A 19,541-nucleotide genomic window follows, 5' to 3' on the forward strand; every position below is an offset into this window, starting at 1 on the left:
GATGCTGATTGAAACCGAACGGGACGGCCGCACCGTCGTCGTGACCCTGAACGATCCGGACCGGCGCAACGCCCTGTCGCCCGACATGCGGGCGCAAATGGTCGAGGCGCTCGACCCCGTCATGCTGGACCGCGAGGTGCGGGCCGTCGTGCTGGTGGGGCAGGGGGATCACTTCTGCGCCGGCGGCGACCTGAAGTCGATGAAATCCGGCGATCCGATCTATGCCCGCACCCGGATGATGATCACCGCCCGGCTGGTGCGCCTGCTGGCCGCCGGTCCGGTGCCGGTCGTCGCCGCGGTCGAGGGGGCGGCCTTCGGCGCGGGCCTGTCGCTGGCGGCGTTGGCGGACGTGAACGTGGTCAGCTCCACCGCGACCTTCGGCGCGGTCTTCGGCAAGGTTGGGCTGATGGCCGATGTCGGCCTGCTCTGGGCGCTGCCGAACCGGATCGGCCCGGCGCGGGCCAAGCGGTTCCTGCTGCAGAACACCGTGGTCAAGGCAGAGGCGGCGCCGGACGGCCTTGTCGACCACCTCTGCGATCCGGGGCAGGCGCTGGACCGGGCCATGCAGATCGCCGCGGCCTTCGCCGATCAGGCGCCGTTGCCGCTGGCCGCCACGAAATCGGCCTTTGCCCAGATGGCCGACTTCGACCGCGCCCTGGCGCTGGAGGCGGACCTGCAGGGCTTCCTCATGGCCTCCGCCGACCACGCCGAAGGGCGGGCCGCGTTCTTCGACAAGCGCGACCCGGTGTTCAAGGGCGCCTAGCGGCGTTGGTCGAACCGGCGGCCCACCAGCGTCGCCGCGATGTTGATCTTCTGGATGTCGATGGCACCGCCGGCGATGCCCCAGCCCCAGGCGTCGCGGAACCGCTGCTCCATGCCATAGGCGCTGTGATAGCCGTAGCCGCCCATCACCTGCACCCCGTGGCCCGCGACCTCGCGCACCATTTCGTTGGCAAAGCATTTGGCAAGGCTCGCGTCCATGACCGACGGAAAGCCGTCGACGCCCGCCACAGCGCGGTGGATCAGCAGGCGTGCCGCCTCGCACCGCAACTGCATGTCCGCCAGCTTCATCTGCACCGCCTGAAAGTCGACCAGCGGCTTGCCGAAGGCCTGCCGCTCTCCGGTGTAGTCCAGCGCCTGATCCAGCGCGCCCGCCGCCAGCCCCAGCGACATCGTCGCATTGCCGCAGCGTTCAAGATTGAAGGCCCCCATCAGGTCGCCAAAGCCGCCGGCGGGCACCAGCACGTTGTCCGCCGGCAGGCGCACGTCGTCGAAGTGCATGTCGGCGGACGGAATCCCGCGGAAGCCCATCAGCGTCTCGGGCTCGCCGAAGGTAAAGCCGGGGGTGTCCTTTTCCACGAAGACGGCGCCGATGCCGCGCGCGCCCGGCGCGTCGGACATCCGGCAGAACACGACATAGGCCCCCGAATGGCCCGCCCCGGAACACCACCGCTTCGTGCCGTTCAGCGTGACCGTATCGCCCTCCACCACCGCGCGGGTGCGCAGGTCGGTCAGCGCGGTGCCGGCGTCCGGCTCCGACATGGAAATCGCGACCAGCACCCGCCCCTCGACCGACGCGCGCACAACACGGTCGGCCAGTGCCTGCGGTCCGTGCTTCTGCACGATCCGCACCGGCCCGACAGAGGCTTCGAAGACCGGGAACGCCACCGCGCTGGAAATCTTGGCGAACTCCTCCAGCACGATCAGCGCATCGAGGTGCGTCAGGCCAAGGCCGCCGAACGATTCGGGCGTGTTGATCCCCAGAAACCCCATCTCCGCATAGGCCTGCAGCATGTCGTGGGGCACGGGCGTATTCGTTGCCTCGCAGTGCTGCGCCACCTTCGGCAATTCGCGCCGGGCAAAGCTGCGCGCGCTCTCCTGCAGCGCCCGCTGGTCGTCCGATAGGCTGAAATCCACGTCTCGTCTCCACCACTTGATTAATTCTTCTGGACATTGAACACCGCCCCCGCCCAAAATGAAACTGTGTTTCGCAAATTCGCGTGGCGGTCATCGCCAAAACTCTGGGAGGAGACAGACATGAAATTCACGAGCATCGTGGCCGCAGCCATCGTCCTTGGCACGGCCGTGCAGGCGCAGGACATGACCATCAGCCAGTGGACCGGGCCCAAGCATCCGGTCGCCGTGGGCTACGCCCCCTTCATCGCCAAGCTGACCGAAAACGGATTCAACGTGCAGCAGTTCGAAGGCGGCGCGCTGCTGGGTGCCACCCCCGCACTGGCGGGCATCGGCGACGGCATCGCCGACATGGGCATGCTGGCGATGACCTATTTCCCCGCGGAATTCCCCAACGCGCAGCTGGTGGCCGACATGGGCCTGGCCACGCCGAACAACCTCGCCGCCATGGGGGCGGCCATCGAATACAACCTGCTGGACTGCCCGGAGTGTCTTGACGAATACAAGGCGCAGAACGTCATCTACCTCGGCACCTATTCCACCGCGCCCTACACGATCATCTCGAACGTGCCGATCCGCGAAACCGCCGACCTGTCGGGCAAGAAGGTCCGCGTGCCGGGCAGCCTGTGGTCGCGTTGGGCGCAGAAGGTCGGCGCGATCGAGGTCAACGTCCCCAGCTCCGAAATGTTCGAGGGGCTGGACAAGGGCGCGCTCGACGTCGCCATTCAGGCCCCCGGTGCGCTGCAGTCCTATCAGCTGTGGGACGCGGCCAAGTTCGTGACCACGCTGAACCTCGGCACCTACCATTCGCTGTCCCTGATGACGACGAACCGCGACTGGTGGGCCGGGCTGACCGACGAACAGCGCCAGTTGATCAAGGATCAGGCGGCACAGGTCGCCGTCGACGCGACGATCGCCTACACCGAGGCGGATACAGAGGCGCTGGCGCAGGTCGATGAACACGGGGTGGAGGTGATCGAACCCACCGCCGCGATGAACGCCGACAAGGACGCCTTCGTGGCCGAAGACCTGCCGATCATCGTCAGCAACGCCGAAAGCGCCTATGGCGTGACCGACGCGCAGGCCAAGGTCGACACGCTGCAGGGCCTGATCGACAAGTGGTCCGGCATCGTCGAGGAGACCGGCGGCGACCGCGACGCGATGATCGAGCGCCTGAACACGGAAGTCTTCGACAAGCTGCCCGCCGACTACGGCATGAACTGATCCGCCGCCCCCGGCCGTCCGCGCCGGGGATATCTGCACCTTGCAGGCGGCCCGACCGGGCCGCCTGTGTCATGTCAGGGGACCGGCCCCGCGCGTCACGCCGCGTCGATGTCCCGACCCGCACCCTGCGGCGCCAGCCGCAGACGTTGCCCGCCCAGATCGCGAAACGCCCGCTGGCGGCAGCTCAGCACGATGATCTGCAGGTCGCCCGCCTGCCGGTGCAGCGCGTCGAACATGCGTTCGATCCGGTCATCGTCCGTAAACACCAGCGCGTCGTCCAGCAGCACCGGCGCGTGCCGCCCGTCCCGCGCCAGCATCCGCGCAAAGGCCAGCCGCACCAGCAGGGCGATCTGCTCCTGCGTGCCGCCCGACAGGATATCCAGCGGTTCGGTCTGCCCGTTGCGGATCAGCGATTCGGGCAGCAGCGTGTCCTGCGTCCACGTCAGCTCCGCCTCCGGCCACAGCAGGTGCAGCAGCGGCTTCAGCTCTGCCGCGACGGGGGCAAAGTATTTCTCGCGCGCGGCGACGCGCGCCGCGGTCAGCGCCGCCTCCAGCCGCTGCAGCACCGCGACCTCGTGGGTATAGCGGGCCAGCACCGCCTCGGCGGCGGTCAGCGCCTGTCCGGTCTCCGCCAGCCGCTCCTCCACCGCGTCGCCGGACCCGCTGGCGATGCGTTCGTCCAGCCGCGCGATCTCCGGCCGCAGGCGTGCGATCTCGGCCCCGGCGGCGTCCTCCACCGACCGGGCCCGGGCCAGTGCAGCGGTGGCGGCGGCAAGGTCCGGCGCCTGCCGGCCCTGCTCCGCATGCAGCGCCTCGGCCGCATCCAGCGCCGCGTTCGCCTCCGTCACCTCCGCGGTCAGCTGCGGCAGCGTCGCGTCGCCGAAGCCCGCCAGCCCGGCCGTCGCCCGGTCCAGCCGGTCCCCCGCGGCAACCGCCTCCGCCTCGGCCTTCGCCATGGCCTCGCGGGCCCGCGACAGGGCCTCCGCCGCGGCGCGCTGCGCCTCCTGCGCCGCCGATCCCGCCGCGCGCGCCTGTTGCAGGGCGACCTCCACCTCCGACGGGTCAAGCACCTCTTCCGCCGCGGCGGGCAGGGGGATGGCCGCCAGCGCTTCCCGCAGGCGGTCGATGCCTTGGGGGGCCAGCGCGTCCAGTTTGGCCCGGGCCTGATCGACCAGTCCGGCGGCCTGCGCCCGCGCCTCTGCCGCGCGATGGGCCGCGGCGACGTCGGGCAGGTCGTGGGCGGCCAGTGCATGGGCCAGCGCCCGTTCTGCCTGTTCCACGCCATCGCCCTCGGCGGCACCGGCGCCGGGCCTGACCGCGATCCGGCCCAGACCCGCGACCGACAGCACGGCCCCCCGCGGCACCGGATAGGCGGTGCCATCGTCCAGCGAAACGCCATCCATCCGCACCCGGTCGTGGGGCGCGGCGTCGTAGGTGACGACGACCTGCATCGCCATCGCGTCGCGGGTGGCGCGGGCGGTCGCCAGCGCCGTCGCCAGCCGGTCGAGGGTCTGCAGCGCCGGCCGGTCCGGTCCGGTCTGCGCGGCGGCGGCCTGCGCCTCGATCACGTCGCGCGCGGCCTCGGCCTCGGCGATGCGCTGCGACAGCTCCGCCCGGCGGGCGGCGCCGTCACGCGCGGCACGCTGCCGCGCGACGCGCAGTTGCGCCGCCTCCGCCGCCGTCAGCGTGGCCCGGGTCCGGTCCAGCGCTGCCTCTGCCCCTTCCAGCCCCTCGCGCGCCACGTCGAGCGCCGCCTTGGCCTGCGCGCGGGCCGTCGCCGCCGCCCTGCTTTGTCCATCGGCCGCGTCGCGTTCCGACAGCGCCCGCTGCAGCGCATCGCGCCGCGACAGGGCGGCGGTCATCGCCAGCCGCGCGGCGGTGACGCGGCGCGCCGCGGCCTCGACCTGCTCGGCATGGCGTTCGGCGGTGCGGTGCGCCTGCGTCGCGGCCTCCAGCCGCGCGCGGCGGCTGGCTGCGGCCTCCGCGTCCTCGACCTCTGCCAGCGCCCGCCGCTTCTGCTTGCGGTCGTCCAGCGCCGTGTGCAACGCCGTGGCCGTGGCGCTCAGCTCGCTCTGTTGCGCCCGCAGCCGGTCCACCTCGTCAGAGGCCGTCCGCCACGGCCCGCCCGCCTTCTTCTGCCCGGTACCGGTCGCAAGCCGCGCCAGTTCCTCCTTGCAGCGGGCCAGCGCCGCATCCATGCGCCGCCCGCCGGTCATCGCCTCGACCTCTTCCGACACCGAGGACATGAGATCGCGCCGCGCCTCCAGCGCCGCGCTGTTTTCCCTGGCCGATCCGTCCGCCAGCCCGGTCAGGCCCTGCCGTACCCACAGCAGCCCCGATGGCCCGCCAGAGCCGCCGCCGACCAGTGCCGCGATCCACGCCTCCGCCGCGTCGGCCTGCGCCACCAGCGTGTCGCCGCGATGCACCGTGGCGCTCGCGCGAGAGGTCCAGCGCTTTGCAATGACGAAGCGCCCCTCGGGCGTCTCGACCTCGACCGTCACCTCCGGCGCGCCGCCCGCATGGGGCTTCAGCGCCTTGATCTCCTTGTCGTTCGCACCGTGCGCTTTGAAAAACACGGCGTGGATCGCGTCGAAAAGCGTCGACTTGCCGTGTTCGTTCGGCTCGCTCAGGACGTTCAGGCCGTCGCCGATGCCGTCAACGCCGGTGGGCACGGTGAAACGTCGCACGTTGTTGAGGGTGATCGCGCGCAGCCTCATAACTCGTCCTCCTTCACGATGGCATAGAGCCGGGCCAGCGCGTCCGCCGCCACGTCGCGCGCCTCCTGCGGCAGGGCCGCGTCCTCTGCCGCGTCCTTCAGGCTGTCGGCGGCCAGACGCAGCGCGCCGCCGCGGTCGATCTCGTCAAGGTCGGCCACGTCGTATTGCGTCCGCAAGGCCGCGGTCTGCAGCTCGAAATGTGCGAAGTCCGGCCCCGCCCGGTCGGCGGCCCGGCGCAGCGCCACCTGCGCCGGCAGGCCCGCCCGGCCCGTGGCGTGAACCCGCAGCAACAGATCGCGCCGTCCCGCAGCGGGCAGCAGGTCCGCCAGCGTCGGGCCGGCCTCGGTTCCGGGTGTCATGTCCAGCGTCAGCTCCTGCCAGAGGAAAGCGCCGGTCGCGATCTCCTCCACCACCGGGGCGGCGCCGGGACCGTCCAGCGTCACCGCAAGGCAGACGCCGCGCTGGCCGTGCTTGAACCGGTCCTGTTCGGGACTGCCGGAATACTGCACCCGCGGCCCGATCGCCACGCGGCCATGCCAGTCGCCCAGTGCAAGGTAATCCAGCCGCGCACTGCGGTCGCGGTCGGGCGGAATGTTGGCCCCCGCGTCGGTAAAGTCGGTGACGCCGCCATGCGCCAGCCCGATCCGCAGGGTGCCCTCCTCCGACGGCATGGTGGTCAGCGGCTCCGTCGGATCGACGCCGGAGGATCGCCAGACCACCGGGCAGGGCAGCAGTGTCGCCACGGGCGACAAGGCGATCGCGTTGTAGGCGGCAATGCCTGTCACGTTGTCGGGGGCGTCGTGGCGGATCATGTCCCACAGCGGCTCGCCCTCGCGCAGGTTGTCGTGATTGCCGGGCAGCAGCCACCAGCGGATCGTCCGGTCCTCCGCCATCGCGGCCAGCGCCTGCCGCACGACGCCCGGCGACGGGGTGGGCGTGTCGAAGGTATCGCCGGCGACCAGCACGTCGGTTGCCCCATGATCCCGCGCCGCCGCCGCGATCCGCCCGATCGCACCGTGCCGCGCCTCTCTCAGGCGGCCACGGATGCTGCCGTCGGCGGGTTCGGGAATGTGCGCGAACCGGGTGCCAAGATGCAGGTCGGAGGTATGGATGAAACGGAACGGCATGAATGTCTCCTCTCAAATCGCGGATCGGTCAGCGCCACCGTCAGGGGCTCTGCCTGCCGTGCAGTCTGGCGCACCGGCATGACAGTCCCCGTCGCGCCCCGCGCTTCGCCGCGCGCCATCCGTCCGATTTTCGCGAACGGACCCGGAACATTCAAGGCGGAATGCCATGATTGCGGTTTCAAGGAGGCGCCGGGACGATACCGGCCGGTCATGGGGGAGGAGACTGTGGAGGCGAGTACCGGAATCGAACCGGTCTACACGGATTTGCAATCCGCTGCGTAACCTCTCCGCCAACTCGCCTCGATCCTTACGGATAAGGGCTTTTGGCATAGGGCCTGACGGGGCGCAAGAGGGGCGGCACACATCGCGACATACATTCATCTGTCCGACCCTGTTTGTGCCGCACCGGTGCATGGCGCGTCCGAGGCCCGGATCGCAAGATCGGGACCCGGTGCACTCACGCCTCACCTGCTACGGCACGCCGACATCCAGATAGGTGAGCCCTGTCGCAACGACGGCCCATGACCGCTGCTACGCGGCCTGCGAGTTGGCTTTGCCGATCTGCAGGGGCAGTGAGACCGTAAACGTCGCGCCTTCGCCCTTGCGGCTGCTGACGGCGATCGTGCCGTCCAGCCGTTCGACGGTCCGCTTGACGATCGTCATGCCAAGCCCGGTGCCGCCGTAACTGCGGGCGGTGCCGGGATCCGCCTGCTCGAACTCCTCGAAGATGCGGGCGTGATCGACCGGCGCGATGCCGATCCCGGTATCGCGCACCGCGATCACGATCTGGCCGTAGGAGTCCTGCGCCAGCCGTACGCTGACATATCCGGACCCGGTGAACTTGACCGCATTGCCCACCAGATTCTGCAGGATGGTCGTCAGCGCCCGCGGGTCGACCAGATAGCTGTTTCGTCCGAGCTGGTTATCAACCTTCAGCGCGACGGACTTCGATGCCGCAAGGTCGGAAAATTCGGCCACTGCCTGATCGACGAGATCGACGAGACAGGTGTCCTCTGACACGACCCGTTCGAAACCCGCGTCGATCCTGCCCACATCTAGGACGTCGCCCACGAAATCCATGAGCTTGTCCGCCGACCGGGTCAGGATGGCTTTCAGGCGCGCGGACTGCTCTTCGGTCTTCGTCTGGTTCAGCATCTTGATCGACGCGATGATTCCGGTCAGTGGCGTCCTGATCTCATGGCTGATGTGCGCGATGTAGCTGCTGCGACTGACCACGAGGTTTTCCAGCTGCGCACGAGTCCTGGATTCCTCCAGCGCCAAAGTGCGCGCCTTGACCACATCGTCGACGCAGCGGGCCAGCTTTTCCAGCACGTCGATGTCGCGCGCGGACCACACCCTTGGTTCGGTCGTCATGCAACAGAGGGACCCGATGACCCGGCCTGTCGTCGTGTGAATTGGGCTGCCGATATAGGACCGCAGATTGCGGCCTTTCAGTAGGCCGATGTCCCGGGTTCGCGGATCCGTTTGCAGGTCGGAAATCGCGACCGTTTCGCGGGTCGCGAGGACGTGCTGACAGATCGAATCGTCCAGACGGATTTCACAGTGGTCCATCGGGTCGAAAAGAGATCCCGCCGATGCGGCGATCAACTGTCGCCCTTCTTCTACTTCAAGTACGGAAAGGTGAGAATTCTGCGCATCCAGAACCCTGCCTGCCAGTTTGACGATGTTAAGAATGCTATCGTCGACACCATGATGCAGAAGGCCAAGCGCTTCAAAAGTATAAGCCTTCGGCAAGATAGGACCCCTTCCGCGCTGACGCGCTGTCTTTACAGGTGTACGACCATTGGTTGTGGAATGAGGCGAATATGTGGCGGGCCGTAGCGTCAAGAAGCGAATTCAGCACAGATATACTCGACATGATCGGTCTTGGGTCACCGTCGTTCCGCCGATGCCCGGCGATCCGTTCACACGGGTGGCGGTGCGACGAGACGGATGATTTGTGCGGTCACCCGTGTCAGTCGGGGGGGTCTGGATGGCCTAGAGGCCCGATGCCTCCGCTTCGCGCACGGCGGCCTCTGCCATGGCGCGGATCGCGGTGTAGGAGGAGGCGGCGGCGATGAAGCGGCCGTTGTGGCAGAACTTGGCGCCGGGGATGCCGCTGGCCTGTTCAAGCGCGGCACCGGTCAGCCCGGCCCATGCGGCGGGCAGGTCGGCACGCAGGTCGAAGCCGTCGGCGTGGGTCTGGATGCCGCCGAGGGTCCAGTCGCCCTCGCCGCGGGGCGTGATGACGAAGAGCAGCCGGTCGGCCCCCGCGCGCACCACGGCAGGACGGAAGGGCATGCCCATCGGCAGTTCGAGGATCCGGCCGTCACCCGCGGCCGCGATCGCCGCCATGACCATGCCGTCCGCGCGCAGGCTGGCGGCGCTGCGGGCGATGCGGGCTTCGACGAAGGCGCGGGCGATGCCGAGGGCCGCGTGGAAGCCCTCCATCTCTGCCTCTGGCCCGCCCTTGTCGAAGACGGGCCGGAGGCTTTCGAGGATCGCCGGCAGCGTCAGGCTGGACAGGGGGCCCGCGACGGAGGGCGCGATGGCGCCGTTGTCGAGCTGATCGATAGGGAGCACGACGCCCGCGTCGAACTTTGCGTGGATCGTCTCGATCTCTGCCGCGGGGACGTCGAGGGCCGCGAGGTAGTCACGTCCGAACTGGCGCCAGATCAGCCCGAAAGAGCTGAAGGGCTGACCGTCGTCGCGCAGCGGCGCGTCGCGCTGGTGGTGGTCGAAGAGGTTCCGGTCCGGGTCGAAACCGCCGCCGACATCGTAGACGATGCGGTCCGGCCCCGGGGTGATCCACGCGATGTCCCGGCTGCGCTGGATGCGGGCCGCGGGGTGCAGACGGGTGAGGATGACGCTCGACAGCAGTTCGTCGGCATGAAAGCCCCCGGAGTGGGTCACAAGGTAATCGATCGTCATCTGGGCTGCCCTTCGCGTGATTGCGCCTCTCAAACGCGGAAGTCCGCCGAACTTCAATACCGAATTGAGCGGACCGGCGCTGTGCCGCACATTCAGCGCGGCGCGGCGTGCGCGCCCACCGGGGGCATCGAAATACATTGCAAAAAGCAAATGTTTCGCATGCGATACATATTATGTAAAAGAATCGTTTTTTCGGACAAGGGGTTAGCTTTCCGTTGCCTGCGCGCGCGGTGCCTGCGGGAGCGCTGCCGGGTTCGGCCTTGCATTGTGCCGGACCGCACTGCATTTTCCCACGCGACGGGACACGCGCGGCAGGGGGGCCACCATGACGGAGCATTCGACGGGCAAGGGCGGCTTCGTCGCGCGGGATCGCGACTGGCATCCGGCCCCCTATCACCCGCCCTACAAGACCAGCGTGAAACGCGCGCCGCAGGCGGCGCTGCTGTCCTTTCCCACCACGGCGAGCGAGATCACCGGGCCGACCTTCGGTCACGGCATCATCGGGCCGCAGGACAACGACCTGATCCACAACTTCACCGGCGAGAGCGCCATCGGCCCGCGCATCGTGGTGCACGGCCGGGTGCAGGACGAATTTGGCCGCGGCGTCGGCGGTGCCCTGGTCGAGGTCTGGCAGGCCAACGCGGGCGGTCGCTATCGCCACAGGAAGGAGGGCTATGTCGCCGCCCTCGATCCGAACTTCGGCGGCTGCGGGCGTGTCATCACCGATGCGGATGGCTTCTACGAGTTCCGCACGATCATGCCGGGGGCCTATCCCTGGCCCAACGGGATGAACGACTGGCGGCCGGCGCATATCCATTTCAGTGTCTTCGGCCACAGCTTTGCCCAGCGACTGATCACCCAGATGTATTTCGAGGGCGATCCGCTGATCTCGCTGTGCCCCATCGTGGGCTCGATCCAGAATCCAGACGCGGTCAAGGCGCTGATCGCGCCGCTTGACAAGGCGCGGACGGTGCCGATGGATGCGCTGGCCTACAAGTTCGACATCGTCCTGCGCGGCCGCCGTCAGACCGCGTTCGAAACCCGGCCGGAGGGGCTTTGACCATGGTGCAACCGCTGAACGTGCTGAAGGAAAGCCCGAGCCAGACCGCCGGCCCCTATGTCCACATCGGCTGCACGCCGAATTTCTGCGGCATCGGCGGGGTCTGGGCCGAAGATCTGGGCGCGCGGATGAAGACCGGCCCGGTGCAGGGCGAGGAGATCGTCATCACCGGCGCGGTGCATGACGGCATGGGCATGGTGCTGAAGGACGCGCTGGTCGAGATCTGGCAGGCGGATTCGCAGGGCCGGTTTCCGGGCCATGATGCGGAGGCCGATCCCAACTTCACCGGCTTCGGGCGCAGTCCGGGCGACATGGAGACCGGCGCGTTCCGGTTCGAGACGGTGAAGCCCGGCCGCGTGCGCTGGACCGACGGACGCTGGCAGGCGCCCCACATCAGCGTCTGGATCGTGGCGCGGGGCATCAACATCGGACTGCAGACGCGGATCTATTTCGACGACGAGGCCAAGGCCAATGCCGAGGACCCGATCCTGACCCGGCTGGAGCATCAGGGCCGGGTGCGCACGCTGCTGGCGGCGCGGCAGGAGGACGGCAGTTACCGGTTCGACGTGCATATCCAGGGCCCGCAGGAAACGGTGTTTTTCGATATCTGACGGTCCGTCCGCATCCGCGCCGTGCGGGCGACACGCCTGTTTCACCATGCCGCCACGATCGCCTGTCATGCAGGTGGGGATCATGCGACGGACGATTATTGCGGTCCTGCACGCATGTGTCGTCGCGGTTTTTCAGGTTTCCGCGCACGGGAATTGTGACCCGTTCCGAAAAAACCTGGCCTCGTTCGGACGGGTCTTGCGGTTCCATCGCTGTCGATGGGTGACGTGACAGACAGCAGCACTCCGATTTTTCTAGAAAAATCGGGAAGGGTTCGATTTTTCTAGAAAAATCGGTGCCCTAGATCAGCGGGCCAGAACCAGTTCGGCCTTCAGCCCGCCCAGATCCTCGCTGTCGGTCAGCCGCAGGACGCCGCCGTGGCTGCGGGCGATGTCGGCCACGATGGCGAGGCCCAGCCCCACGCCGGACCCGCGGTCCTGATTGCGGGCGGGATCGAGGCGCGTGAAGGGGCGGACGGCTTCCTCTCTCCGGTCGGCGGGGATGCCGGGGCCGTCGTCCTCGACCACGTAGCGCACGGCGCGGTCGGTGACATGGACGCCGACGCGGGCCTGCGCGCCGTAGCGCAGGGCGTTGCCGACGAGGTTGTCGAGCGCCCGCCGGATCGCGGCGGGGCGCAGGGGCAGGGTGGACCGTCCGGCGGGCATCGCATCGAGGTACACGGGCAGGCCGATGCGGGTGTAGTCCGCCGCGAGGTCGCGCAGGATCTCTGCCGGGTCGGTGTCCGTGAGCGCGTCGCCCGCGTCCGAGCGGACGAAGTCGAGGAAGCTGTCGAGCAGGCGCTGCATCTCGTCCACGTCGCGCACGAGGGGGCCGGCATCCTCTTCGTCCAGCAGGGACAGGCCGAGGCGCAGGCGGGTCAGCGGCGTGCGCAGGTCGTGGCTGACGCCGGAGAGCATCATCGTGCGCTGCTGGATCTGCCGTTCCAGCCGGTTGCGCATGTCGAGGAAGGCCATGCCGGCGGCCCGCACCTCTGTCGCACCGCCGGGGCTGTAGGCCGTGATCCGGCCACGGCCATAGTCGGCGGCGGCGCGGGCCATGCGGGTGATCGGGCGCAGCTGGTTGCGCAGGAAGATGTAGGAGATCGCGGTCAGCACGGCGCCGAGGATCACCATGATGACCAGCAACTGATGCGGATTGGAAGCCGAGAGGCGGCGGCGCGCGATCTCGACCTGCAGGGGGCCCTGCCGGGTGGTGATCCAGACCGCGACGCGGCGACGGTCGGCCATCGAGATCGCGCCGATCTGCGGCACGCCGTCGCGCAGTCGGGCGGCGACGGTGTCGCCGGTGAAGTCGGTCCAGTCGCGGTCGTCGCCGACGTCGGGGATCGTCGGGGGCCAGTCGACGTCGAGTTCCAGCGGCGCGGCCACGGCATCGACGCGGGCGATGGCGGCGGCGCGGTCCGGGGCCCCGTCGGCAAGGTCGCGCAGATAGCGCAGGTCGATGGTGACGGCGTCGGACATCTGGCGGGTCACGCCTTCGAAATGGCGCTGGATGAACAGCACCGAGACCAGCAGCTGCACGCTCAGCACCGGGAGGATCAGGATGATCAGCGCACGCGTGTAGAGGCCGCGCGGCATGTAGCGTTTGAGCCATTGGAAGAACATGTGCATGATCGTAGCGACAGGGCTTAGGATTGGCAAAGTGATGGATGACGACTTCGACCCGCGGGCGGGTGTGGCGGAGGCGATCGCGCCGGGGCTGCGGCGGGTGCTGGCGCCGAACCCGTCGCCGATGACCTGGCGCGGCACGAATACCTATCTGCTGGGGCGGGGGCAGGTGACGGTGATCGACCCCGGGCCGGACGATCCGGCGCATCTTGCGGCGCTGCTGCTTGCGCTGGAGGGCGAGGCGGTGAGCCATGTCGTCGTGACCCACAGCCATCTGGACCATTCGCCGCTGGCGGCGCGGCTGGCGCGGCAGACCGGGGCAGAGGTCTGGGCCTACGGCAATGCGCTGGCGGGGCGGAGCGACGTGATGCGGGCGCTGGTGGCGGGCGGCTACGACGGCGGGGGCGAGGGGGTGGATCTGGCCTTTGCCCCGGACCGGCTGGTCGCGGACGGCGACGTCATCGCGACGCCGGCCGGGGATCTGCGGGTGTTGCATACGCCGGGGCACATGGGCAACCACATCTGCCTGCGTTGGGGGGACGCGGTGTTCAGCGGCGATCTGGTGATGGGCTGGGCGACCTCGCTGGTGTCGCCGCCCGACGGGGACATCAGCGATTTCCTTGCCTCCTGCGCGAAGGTCAGGGCAGAGGGGGCGGCGGTGCTTTATCCGGGGCATGGCGCGCCGGTCACGGACCCGGCTGCGCGAATCGACTGGCTGATCGCGCACCGGATGGAGCGGCGGGCGCAGGTGCTGGCGGCGCTGGACGTGCCGCGGGACGTGGAGGCGCTGACGGCCGCGATCTATACGGACGTGGCCCCGGCGCTGTGGCCGATCGCCGCGCGCAACGTCTTTGCACAGCTTGTGGAACTGGTGGGAGCGGGACTGGTCGGGGCGGCACCGGACCTGTCGCCGGGGGCCAAGTTCCACAAGATGTAGTGGCGGGGCGGTGCGGCAACACGTCGGCGTGAGACCGCCCTGTCCGTCCCCGCTGCGGGTGTCTTTCGACGGGGTTTCTGCTAGGGTGGTCGGCAATGGAGCGTGCGATCAACGGGCGCCCGATCGAGCAGGACGAGAGCATGAGCATCACCCACGAGACCCCCGAAGCCGATGTGCCGTGGTACCGGATGAAATCGAGCATCCTGATGATCCCGGTGACGCTGATCGCGCTGGCGAGCGTCGTGCTGGATTACGTCGGGCGGGATGCCACGCCGGACAGCGGCTTTCGCCTTGTCGAGAACGGGACGATCATGAACGGAAACCGGGCCAGCAGCTACCAGCGGTAGGGCACGTTCAGGGCCCGGATGCGGTGCAGACCTGCGCCGCGATGGCGGCCTTGTCGATGATCGACTGGACCGCGACGATCCGGTCGTCCGCATAGGTATAGAAGACATTCTCGTCGAAGGTGACGCGGCGGCCCATGACGGGCAGGTCGAACAGCAGTCCCACGGGCGTGCAGTCGAAATGCAGGCGCGCGGCGATGGTCGGCGGCTGGGCCACGGTCTGCAGGATCCGAAAGCGTAGATCGGGAATCGCCTGCACGTCGGCTGCGAGCATCGCGCGATAGCCTGAGAGGCCGATCCGGGTGCCGTTGTAGGCGACATCTGCGTGGACGTGATCGCCCAGCCGGTCCCAGTCCCGGGCATTCAGGCAGGCGATGTAGCGGGCATAGAGGTTCGACAGGTCATCGGGTGTCATGCGGGCTGTCCCCGGTGGGTGGTGCGGGCCCCGGTCGTAAGGGGCCCGCGTCCGTCACATCGTGGGGCAGGCGGCGCCGGTGTCGATCCAGGCCTGCGTCAGCTCGCCGAAGACCTCTTGCGTGCCGGGGGCGGGGGTGCGGCCCTCGCCCGGTTCCCAGCCCCAGCCGACGAGACCGTCGTGGGCGTTGTGCTCGTGCAGGTCGGCGAGGGTGCGGTTGCCGTTACGTTCCGGGTCCTTCAGCTGTTCGCAGATCTCTGCCGCGGATTTGCCGATCCAGCCCATCTCGATCGGGGCGAGGTTCCACGGGTTGTGGCCGGGGATGGAGCCCTGCCCGGTGGTGAAGGCGACGTTCTCTGCCCCGTGGCAGGTGGAACAGCGCATGCCGGGCGCGCCCATGCCGCCGTCGCCGCGCACGACGGGGGGCTGGTGCGGGTGCATGTCGTCGCCCTGTGCCGGCACGTCGCCGACCGGGTGGCAGTTCAGGCAGCGCGGGCTTTCGATCACGACGAACATCTCTTTGAAGAGCGCGACGGAGCGTTCGGTGTCGTCGGCGATGGCGCCGAATTCATCCACGGTCCGCAGGCCGTTGACGGTTTCGGCATCGGCCGCGCCCGCCCAGAGAAGGGCGGCCACGGTCATCTTGGTCAAGGTCTTCATCGATTACGCTCCGGCCGTGGTCTTGAAGGGAAGGGAGGTGACGTTGGTGCCGGTCAGGGCGCGCCATGCGTTGGCGACGGCCGGACCGACGGGCGGCAGGCCGGGTTCGCCGACGCCGGTGGGGTCCATGCTGCTTTCGATGATCTCGACCTCCACGCTGGGCATCTCGTTGATGCGGATCATGCGGTAGTCGTCGAAGTTCTGTTCGACCACATGGCCGCCTTCGCCCAGCGTCAGCGCGTTGAAGAGAACGGAGCCGAGGCCGTAGCCGATGCCACCTTCCATCTGGGCGCGGATCACGTTGGGGTTCACGGCGACGCCGCAATCGACGGCGCACCAGACCTTCGTCACATGCGGGAAGCCGTCGCGATCCTCGACCTCCGCAATTTGGGCGACGTAGGTGTTGAAGGATTCGTGCAGGGCGACGCCGTAGCCCTTGTTGCCCTTCACCTTCTGCCCATCCCAGCCGGCCATTTCGGCCACCTTTTCCAGCACGGCCCGGTCGCGGGTCATGTCGGATTTCAGCAGATCGAGGCGGCCTTGCACCGGGTCCTTGCCGCCGGCTTCGAGCAGCTGGTCGAGGAAGACCTCTGTCGCATAGCCGGTGTGGGTGTGGCCCACGGACCGCCACCACAGGACCGGCACCGCGCTTTCGGCGCGGACCCAGTTCACCCGCAGGTTGGCGAGGTCGTAGGGCATCTTGGTCGAGCCTTCGTAGGAGGTCGGGTCCTTGCCGTCTTCCATCATCTGCTCCATCGGGCCACCGGCCATGATGGACTGGTTCACGACGACGTCGTGCCAGCCGAGGATGTTGCCTTCCGCATCGAGCGCGCCGCGCATCTTGTGGACGGTCATCGGGCGGTAGTAGCCACCGGCGAGGTCGTCTTCGCGGGTCCAGATCAGTTTCCATGCACCATCACGGCCCGCGGCCTTGGCGATGGCCCCGATCTCGTTCCCGATCTGGGCGGTGGGCTGGGCGCGACGACCGAAAGAGCCGCCGGCCAGCATGACGTTCAGTTTCACATTGGACGGGTCGATGCCGAGGTTTCCGGCCACCGCCTGCTTGTCGAAACCGGGGAACTGGTAGCCGCCCCAGGTCTCGGCCGATCCGTCCTTGACCTGAATCACGGCGTCCAGCGGTTCCATCGGCGCGTGGGCGAGGTAGGGGAAGCGGAACTCCGTCTCGATCACCTGGGCGGCGTCGGTCAGGGTGCCGTCGATGTCGCCGGCTTCCTCTGCGACCTTCATCTCTCCCGTCGCGGCGAGGTTCACGAGGTCGTCCATCATCTGCGCGGAGGACCGGGTTTCGGCGGCGCTGTCGTCCCATTCGACGCTGAGCGCACTGCGACCCGCGAGGGCGGCGTAGGTCGATGTCGCATAGACCGCGACGCCCTGCGGGATCTGGCGGACGGCGGTGACGCCGGGGACCTTCATCGCCTCGGTGTCGTAGAAGCTGGCGACGGTGCCGCCGAGCATGGGGGCGTGACGGATCACGACGTATTCCATGTCGGGGAGGTCCATGTCCATCGTGAAGACGGCCTGACCGGTCGACTTGGCGTGGCTGTCGAGCTTGGGACGATCCTTGCCGATGAGGACGAAATCCTTGGGATCCTTGACGGGCGGATCCTCTGGCGGGGTCAGCTGGGCGGCCTTGGCGGCCAGCGGGCCGAAGGTGGAGGTCTTGTCGCCCGAGGTCAGCACGCCGTTGGCGATGGTGATGGTGGAGGCATCGACGCCCCACGCCTCGGCCGCGGCCTGCACCAGCATCGCGCGGGCGGCGGCGCCGGCCTTGCGCATCTGGGTGTAGCTGTTCGCCATGGCGGTGGAGCCGCCGGTGGCCTGCAGGCCGAACAGGAGGTTCTTGTACTTCTCGTCGTCGGCGGGCGCGTTTTCGGCCCGCATCTGGGACCAGTCGGCGTCCATCTCCTCTGCCACCAGCGTTGACAGGCCGGTCATCGGGCCCTGACCCATCTCGATGTGCTTGATGATGACGGTGACGGTGTCATCCTCTGCCACGCGGATGAAGGCGTTGGGGGCGAAGGTCGGATCGGTGCCGTCGGGCTGGAAGGCCAGCGCGGCGCCCGACTGGGCGCGGCTGCGCAGCGGCAGCGATACGGCGACGACGAGGCCCAGCGATGATGCAAGGAAGCTGCGGCGGTTCTGCGTGATGGTCATGGCCTATCCCTCCAACGTCTTGGCTGCGTCCTTGATCGCCTGCCGGATGCGCACGTAGGACGCGCAGCGGCAGATGTTCCCGGCCATGGCCCGGTCGATATCCTCGTCCGTCGGGTTCGGGATCTCGTAGAGCAGGGCCGCGGCGCTGACGACCTGCCCGGACTGGCACCAGCCGCACTGGGGCACGTCGATCGCGGTCCAGGCGGCCTGCACGGCCTGCGCCTCCGGCGTGTCCAGGCCCTCGATGGTGCGGATGTCGGCCCCTTCCAGCGTCGACACGGGCGTCACGCAGGACCGGCGGGTGGTGCCGTCCAGCATCACGGTGCAGGCGCCGCACTGGGCGACGCCGCAGCCGAACTTGGTCCCGGTCAGTTTCAGTTCATCCCGCAGCACCCACAGCAGCGGGGTGTCGCCGGGCACGTCGACGGTGCGTTCCTCACCGTTCACTGTGAATGTGGTCATCGGAGTCCCTCGTGCGATGTCATGGAAAAGATAGAAGGCAAGATAGCGCGTCCCGCTGGTCCGTCACGCACATTCGTGTGCGCGGGTCAGTTCAGGCCGACATCGGCCACCACGGCGTAGTGATCGGACGGCCAGCGCCCGTCGAACCGGCGGCGCTGGACGTGGGGCGGGCCAAGGGCCGCGACCGGCCCGGCGACGGCGATATGGTCGATGGCGCCGAACAGGTTCAAGCCGCGGTTCAGGTGATAGGTCGACCCCGCGACAGGCAGGAAGCTAAAGCCTGCGGCCTTCAGGATGCCCGCCGTGCGCGACCCGCGCAGGGCGTTGAGGTCGCCGGTCAGGATCACCCGCTCGCCCGCCGCGATCAGCGGGGCCATGCGGTCGGCCACCAGCTGCGCCGAGGCGAGCCGGTTGGACCCGCTCTTGTATTCGAAGTGGAGGTTGACGACCGTCAGGACCCTGCCGTCCCGGTCGCGCAGTCGGACGGTGCTGGCGAAGGCGGGGTAGGATCCATCGAAGGTCCGTGAATAGATCACGTCCGGCGTGTCGGAAAAGAAGAACCAGCCCTGATCGATCAGCGTGAACCGGTCGGTGCGGTAAAAGATCGGCTGGGTCGAGGGGAAGCTGCGCCAGTCGCCGCTGGCCCCCGCCGCATAGCCGGGATTGCGCGCCAGCAGCCATTCGCGCGCGAGGTTCACGCTGCCGTCGTCGCCGCGGCGAAAGCTCTCCATCTCCTGAAAGGCGATGATGTCGGGGGCGATGGCCTTGAAGGCCGCGTCGAGGGCGTCCCTGCGGTCCTCCCAGTCGGCGACGGACCAGGGGCCGGTGGGCTTGTTCAGCAGGATGTAGTGGACATTCTGCGTCGCGATCCGCAGGGCGCCCGGCGGGGCCGGGGGCAGGGGGGCAGCCCGCGGCCCGCAGGACAGCAGGCCGAGCAGCACGCACAGGGTCAGGATCAGTCGCATCGCGGGCTCCCTCGCCGGGGGATCATGTGGCGCCCCCTTGGTCGGGGTCAACGGCGCCTGCGCAAAAGGCGGTTCCGAACTTTTTTCGCGCCGGATGCAGATTTTTTGCGATTGAGGGTTGCGGACCGCGACCGCTCTCCGTAAATAGCCCCTCACCGGCGGCGCAGAGATGCACCGGCGGCGACGCGGAAAGGTCCGGTGGATCTGGAAGTTGGGAAAATTCTTTGAGGTTTGAGTGGGGCGCGCTTTTTTGGCGCATCTTGTTTCTTTTGGCCTCTACGCTGTTTGAAATTGTTATATCTGAAGAGATATGTGGGCGGTTTGGTTCGGTTCGATGGATCAGACGTCTGTATATCGCGCTCTTAGGGTTTCG

Annotated in this window: 18 protein-coding genes and 1 tRNA gene; 6 read left to right on the forward strand and 13 right to left on the reverse strand. The window is 68.3% G+C overall.

The window, feature by feature from the left end; genetic code table 11:
• The first annotated feature begins 1 nt into the window (after position 1).
• Positions 2-763: an enoyl-CoA hydratase/isomerase family protein gene (locus BUA54_RS11170; protein WP_072857327.1), complete on the forward strand. Its 762-nt coding sequence runs from the start codon at positions 2-4 to the stop codon at positions 761-763.
• Here the strand turns inward: BUA54_RS11170 and BUA54_RS11175 are convergent.
• Positions 760-1,917: an acyl-CoA dehydrogenase family protein gene (locus BUA54_RS11175; RefSeq protein WP_072857328.1), complete on the reverse strand. Its 1,158-nt coding sequence runs from the start codon at positions 1,915-1,917 to the stop codon at positions 760-762. The genes BUA54_RS11170 and BUA54_RS11175 overlap by 4 nt on opposite strands.
• Before the next feature lie 120 nt (positions 1,918-2,037).
• Here BUA54_RS11175 and BUA54_RS11180 point away from each other — a divergent pair, with 120 nt between their 5' ends.
• Positions 2,038-3,138 (forward strand): C4-dicarboxylate TRAP transporter substrate-binding protein, encoded by a 1,101-nt coding sequence (locus BUA54_RS11180; protein WP_072857329.1) that lies wholly within the window; start codon positions 2,038-2,040, stop codon positions 3,136-3,138.
• 95 nt (positions 3,139-3,233) lie between these two features.
• On the opposite strand, the gene BUA54_RS11185 is transcribed toward BUA54_RS11180, so the two are convergent.
• From BUA54_RS11185 to BUA54_RS11205, 5 genes are all read right to left on the reverse strand, one after another.
• Entirely contained in the window at positions 3,234-5,855 is a 2,622-nt protein-coding gene (locus BUA54_RS11185) for an AAA family ATPase (protein ID WP_072857330.1), read from the reverse strand.
• Complete coding sequence (locus tag BUA54_RS11190) at positions 5,852-6,982, reverse strand: metallophosphoesterase family protein (RefSeq protein WP_072857331.1); 1,131 nt, start codon at positions 6,980-6,982, stop codon at positions 5,852-5,854. The genes BUA54_RS11185 and BUA54_RS11190 overlap by 4 nt, the downstream gene beginning before the upstream one ends.
• A 226-nt stretch (positions 6,983-7,208) precedes the next feature.
• Positions 7,209-7,282, reverse strand: a tRNA-Cys gene (locus BUA54_RS11195).
• A gap of 231 nt (positions 7,283-7,513) precedes the next feature.
• Positions 7,514-8,830, reverse strand: a complete 1,317-nt coding sequence (locus tag BUA54_RS20840; RefSeq protein WP_084114335.1) for an ATP-binding protein — start codon at positions 8,828-8,830, stop codon at positions 7,514-7,516.
• Positions 8,831-8,980: 150 nt separating this feature from the next.
• Positions 8,981-9,913: an MYG1 family protein gene (locus BUA54_RS11205; RefSeq protein ID WP_072857333.1), complete on the reverse strand. Its 933-nt coding sequence runs from the start codon at positions 9,911-9,913 to the stop codon at positions 8,981-8,983.
• 325 nt (positions 9,914-10,238) lie between these two features.
• Here BUA54_RS11205 and pcaH point away from each other — a divergent pair, with 325 nt between their 5' ends.
• Complete coding sequence (pcaH, locus tag BUA54_RS11210) at positions 10,239-10,973, forward strand: protocatechuate 3,4-dioxygenase subunit beta (protein WP_072857334.1); 735 nt, start codon at positions 10,239-10,241, stop codon at positions 10,971-10,973.
• A 2-nt stretch (positions 10,974-10,975) separates the two neighbouring features.
• Positions 10,976-11,584: a protocatechuate 3,4-dioxygenase subunit alpha gene (gene pcaG, locus BUA54_RS11215; protein WP_072857335.1), complete on the forward strand. Its 609-nt coding sequence runs from the start codon at positions 10,976-10,978 to the stop codon at positions 11,582-11,584.
• Positions 11,585-11,887: 303 nt separating this feature from the next.
• Here pcaG and BUA54_RS11220 read toward each other — a convergent pair whose 3' ends face one another.
• A complete protein-coding gene (locus BUA54_RS11220; RefSeq protein ID WP_072857374.1) occupies positions 11,888-13,207 on the reverse strand; it encodes an ATP-binding protein in 1,320 nt (439 codons plus the stop codon).
• 40 nt (positions 13,208-13,247) lie between these two features.
• Between BUA54_RS11220 and BUA54_RS11225 the strand changes: the two genes are divergently transcribed.
• Together BUA54_RS11225 and BUA54_RS11230 are read left to right on the forward strand one after the other, a co-directional pair.
• On the forward strand, positions 13,248-14,147 hold the full coding sequence (locus BUA54_RS11225) for an MBL fold metallo-hydrolase (protein ID WP_072857336.1): 900 nt from the start codon (positions 13,248-13,250) through the stop codon (positions 14,145-14,147).
• A 95-nt stretch (positions 14,148-14,242) separates the two neighbouring features.
• Positions 14,243-14,494 (forward strand): hypothetical protein, encoded by a 252-nt coding sequence (locus BUA54_RS11230; RefSeq protein ID WP_072857337.1) that lies wholly within the window; start codon positions 14,243-14,245, stop codon positions 14,492-14,494.
• Positions 14,495-14,501: 7 nt separating this feature from the next.
• Here BUA54_RS11230 and BUA54_RS11235 read toward each other — a convergent pair whose 3' ends face one another.
• From BUA54_RS11235 to BUA54_RS21375, 6 genes are all read right to left on the reverse strand, one after another.
• Positions 14,502-14,906, reverse strand: a complete 405-nt coding sequence (locus BUA54_RS11235) for an ester cyclase (protein ID WP_072857338.1) — start codon at positions 14,904-14,906, stop codon at positions 14,502-14,504.
• A gap of 54 nt (positions 14,907-14,960) precedes the next feature.
• Positions 14,961-15,566, reverse strand: a complete 606-nt coding sequence (locus BUA54_RS11240) for an Isoquinoline 1-oxidoreductase subunit (RefSeq protein ID WP_072857339.1) — start codon at positions 15,564-15,566, stop codon at positions 14,961-14,963.
• Positions 15,567-15,569: 3 nt separating this feature from the next.
• Positions 15,570-17,741 (reverse strand): xanthine dehydrogenase family protein molybdopterin-binding subunit, encoded by a 2,172-nt coding sequence (locus tag BUA54_RS11245; RefSeq protein WP_072857340.1) that lies wholly within the window; start codon positions 17,739-17,741, stop codon positions 15,570-15,572.
• 3 nt (positions 17,742-17,744) lie between these two features.
• Positions 17,745-18,203 (reverse strand): (2Fe-2S)-binding protein, encoded by a 459-nt coding sequence (locus BUA54_RS11250; protein ID WP_072857341.1) that lies wholly within the window; start codon positions 18,201-18,203, stop codon positions 17,745-17,747.
• Positions 18,204-18,289: 86 nt separating this feature from the next.
• Positions 18,290-19,168 carry an endonuclease/exonuclease/phosphatase family protein gene (locus BUA54_RS11255; RefSeq protein WP_072857342.1) on the reverse strand — a complete coding sequence of 293 codons (879 nt, stop codon included), beginning with the start codon at positions 19,166-19,168 and terminating at the stop codon, positions 18,290-18,292.
• A gap of 22 nt (positions 19,169-19,190) precedes the next feature.
• A partial coding sequence (locus BUA54_RS21375; protein WP_218588278.1) for a hypothetical protein occupies positions 19,191-19,541 on the reverse strand: 351 nt, incomplete at its 5' end.

Origin of the sequence: Loktanella atrilutea (genome assembly GCF_900128995.1) — a bacterium.
Taxonomy (GTDB): Bacteria; Pseudomonadota; Alphaproteobacteria; order Rhodobacterales; family Rhodobacteraceae; genus Loktanella; species Loktanella atrilutea.